This window comes from Flexivirga lutea (assembly GCF_054778955.1).
This window is the reverse complement of sequence record NZ_BAAGZB010000002.1, coordinates 1191928-1205492: the sequence shown is the minus strand read 5'-3', so window position 1 is coordinate 1205492 and position 13565 is coordinate 1191928. Positions and strand designations below refer to the sequence as shown.

Genomic DNA, 13565 nt, shown 5'->3' with positions numbered 1-13565 from the left:
CCAGTAACAGGTGATTAGACTGCCCGCATGACAGCCTTGCAGATCGTGGCCGCGATCATCACCCTGGCGATCACCGCCGCCGGCATCGCCGTCGCCATACCCGCCGTCCGAGGTTTCGTGCAGACGTTCCGTCTCGGCCGCCCGGAAAGCCGTGGCGATCACAAGGGACGCCGCACGGCGACGCTCGTGCGGGAGGTGTTCGGGCACACCCGGATGGCGCGCCTGCCGATCGTGGCGATGGCGCACTGGGTCACCATGATCTCGTTCATCGTCCTGTCGCTGGCGGTGCTCACGTCGTACTTCCAGGTGTGGGACCCGACGTTCGCACTCCCGCTCATCGGCCACTTCGTGCTCTACGAATGGCTCGTGGAGGTGCTGGGCTGGACCGGCCTGGTCGGCATCTGCTGGCTCATCTGGAACCGCCGCGACAAGCACCCCGCGCGCTCGGCCGGCCGGGACGGACGCCGGTCGCGCTTCTTCGGCTCGACATTCTGGCAGGCCTACTTCGTCGAGATGGTCATCCTCATCGAGATCATCTGCGTGCTGGCGCTGCGCGGCCTGGAATACGCGATCGGCCGGTACGAGGGCGAGGGCTCGGCGAGCGGACTGCACTTCCCGCTCACTGCCTGGTACGGCGAGTGGCTGCATCACCTGGACGCCGGCACCGTCAAGGCGCTGATCGTGGTGATCTCCACCATCAAGATCCTCACCGCGATGACCTGGCTGATCGTCATCGCCCGCAACATCACGATGGGTGTGGCGTGGCATCGATTCCTGGCCTTCTTCAACATCTTCTTCAAGCGGCACGCGGACGGCCGCACCTCACTGGGTGCGCTGCAGCCGATGACCGTGGCCGGCACCCCGGTGACCATGGAGTCGCTGGAGGACATGGACGAGGACACCACCTTCGGCGTCGGCCAGGTGGAGGAGTTCACCTGGAAGGGCCTGCTGGACTTCTCCACCTGCACCGAGTGCGGCCGTTGCCAGTCGCAGTGCCCGGCCTGGAACACCGACAAGCCGTTGTCGCCGAAGCTGCTGATGATGACGCTGCGGGAGAACGCCCACGCCAAGGCGCCCTACCTGCAGGCCGCTCAGGCGGCCGCCGGCACCGGACCGGCCACCGCGGACAACCCGATCATGCAGATCCCCCTGGTCGGCGCCACCGGGTATGACGTGGGCTCGCCGCTGACGGCATACAACCCGCTGGGCGAGGCCGGCGCGATCATCGACTCCGACGTGCTGTGGTCGTGCACGACCTGCGGGGCATGTGTCGAGCAGTGCCCGGTGGACATCGAGCACGTCGACCACATCGTCGACATGCGCCGCTACCAGACCCTTATCGAGTCGGCCTTCCCCTCCGAGCTCGGCGGCCTGTTCAAGAACCTCGAGGGCAAGCAGAACCCGTGGGGTATGGCGGCCCGCGCCCGTCTGGACTGGGCCAAGGGTCTGCCGTTCGAGGTGAAGGTCTTCGGCCAGGACGTCGAATCGCTCGACGAGGTCGACTACCTCTTCTGGGTCGGCTGCGCCGGCGCGTACGAGGACCGCGCCAAGAAGACGACCCGTGCCGTCGCCGAGCTCCTGGACACTGCAGGGGTTTCGTTCGCAGTCCTCGGTGACGGCGAGGCGTGCACCGGTGACCCGGCACGTCGCGCGGGCAACGAGATGCTCTTCCAGGCACTGGCTGCGCAGAACGTCGAGACACTCAACGAGGCCGGCGCGACCAAGATCGTCGTGACCTGTGCGCACTGCTTCAACACGCTGAAGAACGAATACCCGCAGCTGGGCGGCGACTACCAGGTGCTGCACCACACTCAGCTGCTCAACAAGCTGGTGCGGGACAAGCGGCTGGTGCCGGTCGCCCGGCCGGACGAAGCCATCGCCGGCGACAGCGCCGCCTCGACCGGCGCCTCGGTCACCTACCACGACCCGTGCTACCTGGGCCGGCACAACGGCGTCTACGCACCGCCGCGTGAACTCATCGGGGCACTGCCCGGCGTCGAATACCGCGAGATGGAACGCTCCGGTGAGAAGTCGTTCTGCTGCGGCGCGGGCGGTGCGCGCATGTGGATGGAGGAGAAGCTCGGCTCACGGATCAACGTGGGCCGCACGAAGGAGGCCGTCGCGACCGGCGCCGACCGGATCGCGATCGGCTGCCCGTTCTGCCGGGTGATGATGACCGACGGCCTCACCGCCGAACAGTCCGACGGCAACGCCCGCGAGGACGTGGAGGTCGTCGACGTCGCGAACATGCTGCTCGCCGCCGTCCGCCGCGGCACTACGTCGGTCGAGTAGCACCTGGAGGAGCGAAGCGGAGGAAGGTGAGTATCGAGACCAGCACCGAACGCGCTTGGTCTCGATACACCTCCCCCGCTCCGGCACCCCACGAAGTTTCTCCTCCGCCACGCTCCTCCGAATACTTCGCGGGGACCCCGCCCGCTCCTCCGGCACTCGACCAGCGTGACGCGGCACTCGATCGGCGTGTCTTACAGGCGGCCGGACTTGACCACCCGGCTGAGGAACTGCTGGGTGCGCTCCTCCTGCGGGTTCTCGAAGATCTGCTGCGGCGGCCCCTTCTCCAGGATCTGACCCTGCTCCAGGAAGCACACCTGGGTGGCGACCTCCTTGGCGAAGCCCATCTCGTGCGTCGCCAGCAGCATGGTCAGCCCGTCGTGGGCCAGTTCGCGCACGATCTCCAGGACGTCGCCCACGAGCTCCGGGTCGAGCGCCGCGGTGATCTCGTCCAGCAGCATGATGCGCGGCTCCATGGCCAGCGCCCGCACGATCGCGACGCGCTGTTGCTGGCCACCGGACAGCATGTCGGGGTAGGCCTCGGCCTTCTCCGCCATACCGACCGAGTCCAGCAGTGCCATGGCCTTCTCACGTGCCTGCTTGTCCTTGACCCCGGCCACCATCGTCGGGGCGAGCATGATGTTCTTCAGCACCGACATGTGCGGGAAGAGGTTGTAGCTCTGGAAGACGATGCCGACATCCCGCCGCAACCGGTTGAGGTCGACGCCGGCGCCCGTGACGGTGTCACCCTCGATGAGGATCTCACCGCCGTTGACCTGCTCCAGCTGGTTGACGCAGCGCAGCAGGGTCGACTTGCCCGACCCGGACGCCCCGATCAGGCACACCACCTCGTGGCGTTCGACGCTGATCGACACGCCCTTGAGCACTTCGTTGTGTCCGTATGACTTTCGGACGTCGTTGATCTCCAGGAAAGCCATCTCAACCACCCGCCCGTTTCGCTGCATCCCGGTTGATCAGGTAATCCACAAAACGCGCCTGCGGGATCGTGACGATGATGAAGAACACTGCGGCCAGGGTCACCGGAGCAAGGGTGAACAGTTTGGACTCCCACAATTTGGTGACCGTCAGGACCTCCGGGATGGCGGCGATCGACAGCAACGCCGTGTCCTTCTGCAGGCTGATGAAGTCGTTCAGCAACGGCGGCACCATCCGGCGGACCGCCTGCGGGACCAGCACCGCCCGCAGCGTCTGCGCGTAGCTGAGGCCGAGCGACCGCGAGCCGGCGGTCTGGCTGGGATGGATCGACGCCAGGCCGGCCCGGTAGACCTCTGCGACATACGCCGAATAGGTCAGGGTCAGCGCGACGACACCGAGGTACGCGGCGTTCCAGGTCTGGGTGAAGGTGAACGCCAGGGGGACCCCGAAGACCACCAGGAGGACCGTCACGATCGCCGGGATCGCCCGGAACACATCGCAATAGACCGTCGCGATGAGTCGCAGCGGCGCACCGGCGCGTCCCGGCAGCATCCGCATGATCGCCAGGATGAGACCGAAGATCAGCACCAGCACGAAGGAGACCACGGCGACCCAGACGTTGATCCAGAAGCCTTGGATGGCCTCGGGGAACGACTGCCGCCAGGCATCCACCCGGAAGAATGTGTCGGCGACCGCACCCTGGTTGGTCAACGCCAACCACATCAGGCAACCGACGATGATCGCCGCCACCCCGTAGCCGAGACCGATGGCGGCGTCCTCGCGACCGCGTGCCGCCGCTCGGCGGGCGGCGACCAGTTGGTTGTCGTCCAGCAGCTTCGCCCGCTTCGACGCGCCCGAGAAGCCCTGAACCGTGGGCCACAGCGGATAGAGCGACATCAGCACCAGGATGGCCCCGACGACGGTCGAGAAGGCATTGCCGTGGTTGTAGTCGCGCAGCAACTTCGCGCCGTACAACACCAGCGCGATGCCGACGACATCGACGACCAGCGCGGCGACCGCGAACCCGGTCACCTTGTGCGGTGGACTGGGCTCGGGCGCCTGCTGCGTCTCTTCGTTGACGAGAGCACGCATGCTCATGGGGTCAACCCCCTTCGCGTTCGGTCAGACCGACTCACTTGACGGTCCACACCGGGACCGCCGACGGGTCGCCACCGAAGGCCGGGCCGAGGTAGTCCTTGGACAGCGTCTTGAGCGTGCCGTCGTTCACCAGCGTGGTGATGCCCTTGTCGAACTCCTTCTCGTTCGCCGAACCCTTCGGGTAGATCGCGCCGTACTTCTCACCCGTCTTGTACTGGCCCGCGACCTCCAGCTTGCCGCCGGTCTGCTTGGCCTCCGCCAGCACGATCGCGGTGTCCAGCAACGCGACATCGGACTGCCCGGACAGGACGCCCTGATAGAGGGTCTGGTTGTCCGGGTAGACCTTCTGCGTCTTGCACTTGAGCTTGTTCTTGAGGAAGTCGACCGAGGTGGTGCCGGAGTATGCCGCGCACCGCTTGCTCTTGATGTTGTCGGCGGTGACGCCGGCACCCTTCTTGGTCAGCACCCCGATGTTGGAGTCGAAGTAGGGCTTGGAGAAGTCGACGACCTTGGCACGGGCCGGGGTGATCGAGATCTCCGCAAGCGCGATGTCGAAGTTGTTGGTGTGCCCGGCGACCAGCTGGTCGAACGACACGTTCTTGATGGACAGCTTCTTCAGCCCGGCCATGTTGGCCAGCTCGGCGGCCATGCAGTATTCGTAGCCGTCCTTGATGGACGAGGCGGTGGTGCCGTTCCACCAGCCCTGCGCCGGCAACGTCGTCTCCACGGTCAGCGTGTCCTTGACCGCCGGCGTGATCTTGATCGAGTTGGCCTTGCTGGTGATCTTGCAGTTGCCGTATTTGCCGGAGCCGCCCGCCGACGAACCGCCGCCGCTCGAGCTCGAACCGCATGCTGCCAGGGAGCTGGCCAGAGCCACTGCGCCGACGATGCTGAGAGTACGTGTGAATGCCATGACCTGGAATTCCTTCCGCAGGGACATCGCCGAGCATCGGGGAATGCCGCCCGGCCTGTGTGCGAGTCACCATATGGCGGTCGACCGGGATTACGTGGGAATTCTGCTGAATGAGCGACTATTCGTTATCGAGCGGCGGTGCTGCCGTCCTGTGTTGCGGTATGGCGTTCGGCGCGCGACGCGCCACGGCTCCGCAGCAGTGTGCGGTGGAGGTGGCGCACGAAACCGACCGAGACGACGCACCAGATCGCGAAGGCAAGCCACAGCTCGACGCGGCCGATGTGTTCGACCCACGGCAGTTCCTCGACCTGTCCCAGGTGCATCGAGGCCACGGCATACATGCCGAGCGGGAAGACCACACTCCAGAGGCTGACGTCATACGCCAGGGACATGCGCCGCACGAAGTGCCGCCAGCAGAACGCCACCATCAGCATCGGCAGCAACCAGGAGGCGAACGACCAGAACATCACGGTGGCCGCGTCCAGGATCGGTTGCACGTTGGTCACCACCGCGGAGCCGGGCGAGTCCAGGATCTCGGCGCCGGCCAGCACGGTGATCGACGCGGCACCCATGCAGACCCAATAGGACGGCGCGAAGTCGGCGTCGTAGAGCATCTCCCGCAACGCGATCAGCATGCTCTCGGCGCCATACAGGAAGACGCCGACCGACCAGGCGACGACTGCGAGCATGGCAAAGAGGTGCTCGGCAGCGTGCAGGTGCCGCTCGAGTATGGCGGCCATCGTCGCGACCGACTGGCTGGAGACCACCCACAGGAACCAGGAACCGTTGGCGTTGCGCACGGTCGGGCGGTGCGATCGATCGAGCATGGTCGCCCAGGGCACGGCATACCCCAGCAGCAGCCAGGCGGTGAAGCCGAGGACGAAGAGCACCAGCGCGAGCACGATCAGACCGTGGGCGGACACGCCGCCGGCGAGCACCCCGGCCGCGGCGACCGAGGTGAAGTAGCCGAACGCCAACTGGGGGTCGAAGAAGTCGGCGACCGCTCGCGAGGTGAATTCGATCAGTCGCCAGACGTTGCAGATCGCCAGCACGACGAACGCCGCACCGGCGATGATCAACAACAGGTCCGCCAGTCGGGTCGCCCCATCCAGTCGCAGGCCGGAGGAGACGATGCCGGTGGCCATCACGAGCGCGAAATAGCCCGGCGACAACCGGCTGACGGCCTCCCGCGTCCGCTCGAGCACCTCCATGACCACGGGGCGACGCTACCGCCGTCGGCTCGGCTCCGGCTGGGTGGCGCGGTGGTCGTTCACGGCCGCCGCCGATGAGCGCGTTGTGCACACCCCCAAGGTCGCTGCCGGGTCGTCCACAGGAAGGACGTTCGCCGCTGCCCCGCAACCGAGGACATACCTACTGTCGTCGGCATGTCCGACGACCCAGATCAGATCCGCGAACAAGCACGCCGTGCCGCCCGACTGGCGACGCAGGCGCGCAGCGCAGCCACTTCGGTCAGCAGCAACAGTTCGGTGCGCTGGCAGAGCCTGGGCGCCGAGCGATACCGCAAAAAGCTCACCGATCGGGCGACCGAGTTCCGGGACCGGGCCGACGACCTCGACCACCTCAGTCGCCTGCTCTACAGCCACGCCCGCCACGTGTCGGACCACGAGAACGTCGTCAAGTCCGTCGTGCACCTCGTCGCACCCGTCACCGGGTTCCTGTCGTGACCGCCGTGAGCGTCACCCTCGCGCAGCGGCCGGTCCGGCAGTCGGAGTTGCGGACGGTCACCGACCGACTGACGGCCGGGGCACACGCGTCGATCAGTGCCCGCACCCGGACTCGTGCACTCGCCGTGCTGGCCCGCGCGACCGGCGAGGACTTCGAGCTGCTGCTGCCCTCCGACGGGGTGTGGCGACTCATCAGCGGCCCGGCTGACCGGCTCGGCGCAGAGCTCGTCGGCCTCGCCACCATGCTGGAAGATGTCACCGGGACAGGACCGACGAGCGAGGCATCACCACTCCCGGACATCCCGCCGCTGGCTCCCGGTGAGCTCCTCGCGCTGGCAGAGGTGATCCGGCAAGGTGACTGCGAACGCCTCGACGCGGCCCGTGACGAGCTCGAACTGCCGGGGCTTCCTTGGTGGGTCACCCAATTCGCGTGGGGTGCCGAAGCGGTCTTGGCGCTGCGACTGACCGCGCCGGGCATCGAGGGCTTCGCCACCATGCTGCACCTGTTACCCGGCGGCTGGGGCTGTCTGAGCGCCGACGCCGACGACGACCTGGCCTTCCGGCCCATGACGAGCATCCAGGTGCAGGCACGGATCAATGCCTTCGCCGACCTGCTGCAGGGGTGTGCCCATGCCAACCACTGACACCGCACCGCAGTGCACGGTCGGCGGCGGCTCCGGGTCCACCGAGGCCCACTTCCTCGACATGCGCACGACGGCAACGCGGCTGGACACCTCCGGCGACGACGCACGACACCTGTGCACCTCGGTGGTGCGCATCGGATTGTCGCTGCCCGCCAAGAGCGCCATCCTCTCCCCCGGATCGGCGCTGCGCATCACCGAGCAGATCGCCACGTTGACGGTCGATCTCGGCGGACTGGCACTGCGGATGGAGTTCGTCGCACGCACGCTGCGGTGGAGCGCCACGGCATACGAACTCGCGGACGCGACGCAACGTGCGGCCTTTGCGGCGCTCACCATCGCCACGACCCCGCAGCGATTGCTGACCGACATCGCGCTCGCCGCGACCCAGGCCTCGCTCGAACACCCCCTTCCACCGTCCACCGGGTCACGTTCGGAATACGGCGCCGAGTTCGTCCGCAACGGCAAGGCGTGGTTCGACAGCTTCGATTCGCACCTGCAGCAGGACGTGGCGGACGATCCCGCGCTGGTCGACGGCGCGGTCGCCTGGACCAGCTTCCTGACGCCGGTCGTGTCGCACAGTTCGCCTGTGGTGACGGCAGCGTTCGGTCCGGCCCCCACCGACTACGAAGGACAGATCGGCTGGCTGCTCGCCAGCGGCCGGAGGCTCGGCTGGTTCGCAGACTCGAAACCGTTGCGCATCAACCAAACTCGAAGCTCACAGCAGCCTACCAAGCAGCGGCGGTTGAGCGACATCGTCGCGCAAGCCGCCGCGACGGAGCATGAGTCCAACTCCGACCACTCGGTGGTGCACGTTCGTCGTGTCGTCGGAGCCGACGGCACGGGCGCCTGGGTGGTGTCCATCCCCGGCACGACGCACTGGAACCTCACCAGCGACCACGGCCCGTCGTCCACTGCCGCCAACCTGGCGAGCATGGCCGGCACGAAACACGCGCTTTACCCCGCGATCGACAAGGCGATGACAGCCGCCATGAGGGAGGCAGGCGTGCGACCCGGCAGCGAGCCGGTCATGATGGCCGGACACAGCCAGGGCGGCATCGTCGCCACCCGGCTGGCGGCCGACCAGCACTTCCGCGAGAAGTTCGACGTCACGGAGGTCGTCACCGCCGGGTCGCCGATCGGCCGGATCGACGTGCCCAAGAGCGTCAACGTGCTGTCCGTGGAGAACATCCACGACCCGGTGCCGCGGGCCGATGGTGTGCCCAACCCGGACACGACCAACCGGACCAACATCGTCTGCGAGACGCCGAAGGGCGAAAGGCTGGACGGCCTCGTCGACGCGCACGACGCGTCGCGTTACGCCCGCTCGGCCGCGGAACTGACGCCGGATCGTGGCGAAGGACAACTCTCGCAGTGGTACGCGCGCAACCACCGATTCCTCGACGGCAAGGACACCGATTTCACCTTCCAGCTGCGACGACCGTGACGAGCTTCATGCTGGATCCAGTGCGTTCGGGTCCGACTCGGTCATCGCTCCCTCGAACTGCGACATGTAGAGACGGTGATAGGCGCCCTCGGCCGCGAGCAGATCGTCGTGGCCGCCCTGTTCGACGATGTGGCCGTCCTCCATGACCAGGATCGTGTCGGCATCGCGGATCGTCGAGAGCCGGTGTGCGATCACGAAACTGGTGCGGTCCGACCGCAGCGCCGCCATCGCCTCCTGCAGCAGCACCTCGGTGCGCGTGTCCACCGACGAGGTCGCCTCGTCCAGGATCAGCATCGCCGGGTCGGCCAGGAACGCCCGAGCGATGGTGATCAGCTGTCGTTCGCCGACCGATACCCCGGAGCCCTCCTCGTCGATGACGGTGTCGTAGCCGTCGGGCAGCGACCGCACGAAGCGGTCGACGAAGGTCGCCTCCGCCGCGGCGTGGATCTGCTCCTCGGTCGCGTCCATCCGGCCGTAGGCGATGTTGTCGCGGATCGACCCGTGGAAGAGCCAGGCGTCCTGCAGCACCATGCCGATCCGCGAGCGCAGATCATGCCTGCTGATCGTGGTGATGTCCTGACCGTCGATGAGGATGCGCCCGGAGTCCAGCTCGTAGAAGCGCATGATCAGGTTGACCAGTGTCGTCTTGCCGGCGCCGGTCGGTCCCACGATCGCCACCGTCTGGCCCGGCCGGACCGCGAGCGACAGGTCTTCGATCAGCGGCGCGTCCGGCGCATAACCGAAGCCCACGCGCTCGAACTCCACCGCGCCACGTGTCGGCGCCATCGGCGTGTGCGCGTCCGGGCGCTGCTCCGGCGCGTCCAACACCTCGAAGACGCGTTCGGCGCTCGCCACACCCGACTGCATGAGGTTGACCATCGAGGCCATCTGGGTCAACGGCTGGGTGAACTGCCGCGAATACTGCACGAACGCGGTGACGTTGCCCAGCGTCATCGACCCGTTGGCCACCTGCAACCCGCCGAGCACACACACCACGACGTACTGCAGGTTGCCGACGAACATCATGATCGGCATCACCAGTCCGCTGACGAACTGCGCCCGCCAGCTGACCGTGGTGAGCTGGTCGTTCGTGCCGTCGAACGACGCGTCCACCTCGCCCTGCCGGCCGAAGACCTTGACCAGCTCGTGCCCCGTGAACGTCTCCTCGATCTGCGCGTTCAGTGCGCCGGTGTGGCCCCACTGCGCGATGAACAGCTTCTGCGAGCGCTTCATCACCTGCCCGGTGACCAGCATCACGATCGGTATGGCGATCATCGCCACCAGCGTCAGCCACCAGGAGATCGTCAGCATCATCACCACGACACCGATGACCGTCAGCCCGTTGACCAGCAACTGACTGATGGTCTGCTGCATCGACTGGCCGATGTTGTCGATGTCGTTGGTGACCCGCGAGAGCAGCTCGCCGCGGGGCTGGCCGTCCAGGTAACTGAGCGGCACCCTGTTGATCTTCGCCTCGACGTCCTTGCGCAGGGTGTTCATGGTGTCCTGCACGACCCGGTTGAGCAGCCGCGCCTGGACGAACTGGAAGGCACCGGCGGCCAGATACAGGCACAGCACCACCAGCAGGATCCGGCCGAGCGTGCCGAAGTCGATCCCCACGCCGGGCACCAGGTCCATGCCCGACACCATGTCGGCGAAGGTGTCCTGACCGCGGTCGCGCAACGCCTGCACGACCTGTTGTTTGCTCTGCCCCTGCGGGAGATGCGATGCCACCGCCCCCGAGTAGATGGTGTCGACCGCCTTGCCGAGCACCTTGGGCCCGACCACGTTGAGAGCGACAGCCGCGACCGTCAGCACCAGGATGGTGACCAACCGGGCCCGGTGGGGACTCAACCGGCGCAGCAACCGTTGCGCCGAGCCGCTGAAATCCTTGGACTTCTCCGCCATACCGACGCCCATGTGCGGCCCGCCGCCGCGGCGGACGGGTTTGGCCGCGCGGTCCGCGGGCACCGCCGGCAGGTCCTGCTTCGCGGGGGTCTTCCTGACCATCACGCGGCCTCCTCACCGGTGCCGCCCTGAGAGGCGACGATCTCGCGATAGGCCTCGCAGGTCACCAGCAGGTCGTCGTGCGTGCCCATGCCGACCACGTCGCCGTCCTCCAGCACCAGGATGATGTCCGCAGTGCGGATGGTCGAAACCCGCTGGGCGACAATGAAAACTGTCGCATCGAGAACGTGCGGTGCGAGCGCTTCACGCAACCTTCGGTCGGTCGCCAGGTCCAACGCGGAGAAGGAGTCGTCGAAGAGATAGATCCGCGGCTGCGCCACGAGCGCACGAGCGATGCACAGGCGCTGGCGTTGTCCACCGGACACGTTGGTGCCGCCCTGCGTGACGGCGGCGTCGAGCCCGCCGTCCATCCGCTCGACGAAGTCGCGGGCCTGGGCGATCTCCAACGCCCGCCAGAGCTGCTCGTCGGTCGCGTCCGGGTTGCCGTAGCGCAGGTTGCTGGCGACGGTGCCGGAGAAGAGGTAGGCCTTCTGCGGAACGATGCCGACGTGTCCCCACAACAGCTGCGGGTCCAGATCCCGCACGTCGACACCGTCGATGCGCACTGCACCGGAGGTCGTGTCGAAGAGACGTGCGATCAGCGAGAGCAGGGTCGACTTGCCCGATCCGGTCGAGCCGATGATCGCCACGGTCTGGCCCGGTTCGGCATGCAGGCTCACCGAGCGCAGCACCGGATCGTCGGCACCCGGGTATTGCATGGTGGCCTCGTCCAGCTCGACGACGCCCCGCACGTGGGTGGGCGTGACCGGCTGCATCGGCGGCTGCACCGAGGGTTGGGTGTCGACCACCTCGGTGATCCGCTCCGCTGCCACCGAGGCACGCGGAATCATCATGAACATGAAGGTCGCCATCATCACCGACATCAGGATCTGGATCAGATAGGTCATGTATGCCGAGAGGGAGCCGATCTGCACGTCACCGTTCGCGACCTGATGGGCACCGAACCACCAGACGCCGATCGTCGACAGGTTCATGACCGTGATGACCGTCGGGAACATGATCATCATCAGGCTGCCGACCTTGGTCGAGATCTCGGTGAGGCTGTCGGTCGCCCCGTCGAAGCGCCGCTCCTCATACCGCTCGCGGGTGAACGCGCGGATCACCCGGACACCCGAGAGGTGTTCGCGCATCACCCGGTTGACGATGTCGATGCGCTGCTGCACCAGGCGGAACCCGGGCACCATCTTGCGGACCACGGAGCCGACCGCCGCGCCGAGCACGATGACCGCGATGAGCACCAGCCACGACAGACCGGCGTCCTGGCGCAGCGACATGATGACCCCGCCGATCATCATGATCGGTGCACCGACCATCAGCGTGCAGCTCATCAGCACCAGCGTCTGGACCTGCTGCACGTCGTTGGTGCTGCGGGTGATCAGGGACGGTGCACCGAACTGGTTCATCTCCCGCGCCGAGAACCGACCGACCGACCGGAAGATCGACGCGCGGGTGTCGCGCCCGAAGAACATCGCGATCCGGGCGCCGAAGAACGCAGCGCCGATCGATCCGACGACCTGCACGAGGGAGACCCCGAGCATGATCGCGCCGGTCCGCCAGATGTAGCCGGTGTCGCCCTGGGTGACGCCATTGTCGATGATGTCGGCGTTGAGCGTCGGTAGGTAGAGGTTGGCGCCGACATTGACCAGTTGCAGCAGCACCAACCCCAGCAACAGCCCGCGATACGGCGCGAGCCGGTCCCGAATGAGTATGAAGAGCATCTACTTCCCCCGAATCTGTTTCCCTGCCAACCGTTCCGGCATGCCACCCTCGAGCGGACCGGTCGCCCACGGGGCCGGACGCGTCGACACGCCATACAAAATCGTCTGCACGATCACCTCGGGTGCCAGCACCTCGCCGTCGTTGATGTGCTTGTGGCTCCCGCTGAAGGTCAGCAACCGCAACAGCCGGGTGACCTCCGGCACCGGCAGGCGCAGCTGGTCGGCATACGGATCGAGCAGCCGCAGCACACACGAGCCCAGCTCCGCTTCCTGGCGCCGCTGCCGCACGGGGTCCCGGAACCGTTCGGGCGGCCCCACCATGCTGAAGGCGCCCATGATGTCGAAGATCTCCTGGAACCTGGCCTGCAGCACAGCGACCAGGTCGATCATCACCGTTTCCAGGCCCGCGCCGCCATCGATTTTCCCGAGATCCTCCTGCAGCGAGCGTGGGTCGAAGGTCCGCTCGATGACGGCGTCGAAGAAGGAGTCCTTGTTGGCGAAGACCCGGAAGATGGTGCCTTCGGCGACCCCGGCCGCTTCGGCGATCTGCCGGGTGGTGGGCAGCGTATGGCGCTCACGAATGACACCGATCGCCGCCTGGATCAAGGCTTCTCGGCGTTCCTGTGGCGGCAGCGGTGCCGCGCGACCGCTGCTTCTGGTGGACCCGGACGCACCCATGACATCGCACGCTAACACAACTGAGTGAGCACTCACTCAGTTTCCTGAATGGCAGCACGGCAATGCCGGCCGCTCCCCTGACGGGAACGGCCGGCAGCCGGCACGGAGGGGACCCGGTGCAGCGACCCAGCG

The 13565-nt window shown here is 66.8% G+C and carries 11 protein-coding genes; 4 read left to right on the top strand and 7 right to left on the bottom strand.

Going from position 1 to position 13565, the window contains the following annotated elements; genetic code table 11:
* Positions 1-27: 27 nt before the first annotated feature.
* Positions 28-2292, top strand: coding sequence for a (Fe-S)-binding protein (locus ACYVBN_RS12130; RefSeq protein WP_460600732.1), 2265 nt, complete (start codon positions 28-30; stop codon positions 2290-2292).
* A gap of 191 nt (positions 2293-2483) precedes the next feature.
* Here ACYVBN_RS12130 and ACYVBN_RS12125 read toward each other — a convergent pair whose 3' ends face one another.
* The 4 genes from ACYVBN_RS12125 to ACYVBN_RS12110 form a co-directional block, all read right to left on the bottom strand.
* Positions 2484-3227 (bottom strand): amino acid ABC transporter ATP-binding protein, encoded by a 744-nt coding sequence (locus tag ACYVBN_RS12125; RefSeq protein WP_440281513.1) that lies wholly within the window; start codon positions 3225-3227, stop codon positions 2484-2486.
* Position 3228: 1 nt separating this feature from the next.
* Entirely contained in the window at positions 3229-4323 is a 1095-nt protein-coding gene (locus tag ACYVBN_RS12120) for an amino acid ABC transporter permease (RefSeq protein WP_440281512.1), read from the bottom strand.
* A gap of 34 nt (positions 4324-4357) precedes the next feature.
* Positions 4358-5236, bottom strand: coding sequence for an ABC transporter substrate-binding protein (locus ACYVBN_RS12115; protein ID WP_460600731.1), 879 nt, complete (start codon positions 5234-5236; stop codon positions 4358-4360).
* 125 nt (positions 5237-5361) lie between these two features.
* Positions 5362-6447, bottom strand: a complete 1086-nt coding sequence (locus tag ACYVBN_RS12110) for a tellurite resistance/C4-dicarboxylate transporter family protein (protein ID WP_460600851.1) — start codon at positions 6445-6447, stop codon at positions 5362-5364.
* Between the two features lie 174 nt (positions 6448-6621).
* Here ACYVBN_RS12110 and ACYVBN_RS12105 point away from each other — a divergent pair, with 174 nt between their 5' ends.
* From ACYVBN_RS12105 to ACYVBN_RS12095, 3 genes are read left to right on the top strand one after another with little or no spacing between them, the layout of a single operon-like run.
* Entirely contained in the window at positions 6622-6921 is a 300-nt protein-coding gene (locus ACYVBN_RS12105; protein ID WP_460600730.1) for a hypothetical protein, read from the top strand.
* Entirely contained in the window at positions 6918-7565 is a 648-nt protein-coding gene (locus ACYVBN_RS12100) for a hypothetical protein (RefSeq protein ID WP_460600729.1), read from the top strand. Before ACYVBN_RS12105 ends, ACYVBN_RS12100 begins: the two co-directional genes overlap by 4 nt.
* The gene (locus ACYVBN_RS12095; RefSeq protein WP_460600728.1) at positions 7552-9009 is read left to right on the top strand and encodes an alpha/beta hydrolase family protein; all 1458 of its coding nucleotides are present in this window, start codon (positions 7552-7554) and stop codon (positions 9007-9009) included. Before ACYVBN_RS12100 ends, ACYVBN_RS12095 begins: the two co-directional genes overlap by 14 nt.
* Before the next feature lie 6 nt (positions 9010-9015).
* Here the strand turns inward: ACYVBN_RS12095 and ACYVBN_RS12090 are convergent, their stop codons facing one another.
* Genes ACYVBN_RS12090 through ACYVBN_RS12080 form a run of 3 tightly spaced genes read right to left on the bottom strand, consistent with a single transcriptional unit; the run spans position 9016 to position 13433 of the window.
* On the bottom strand, positions 9016-11019 hold the full coding sequence (locus tag ACYVBN_RS12090; RefSeq protein WP_460600727.1) for an ABC transporter ATP-binding protein: 2004 nt from the start codon (positions 11017-11019) through the stop codon (positions 9016-9018).
* Entirely contained in the window at positions 11019-12755 is a 1737-nt protein-coding gene (locus tag ACYVBN_RS12085; protein WP_460600726.1) for an ABC transporter ATP-binding protein, read from the bottom strand. Before ACYVBN_RS12085 ends, ACYVBN_RS12090 begins: the two co-directional genes overlap by 1 nt.
* Complete coding sequence (locus tag ACYVBN_RS12080) at positions 12756-13433, bottom strand: TetR/AcrR family transcriptional regulator (RefSeq protein ID WP_460600725.1); 678 nt, start codon at positions 13431-13433, stop codon at positions 12756-12758.
* Positions 13434-13565: the final 132 nt, after the last annotated feature.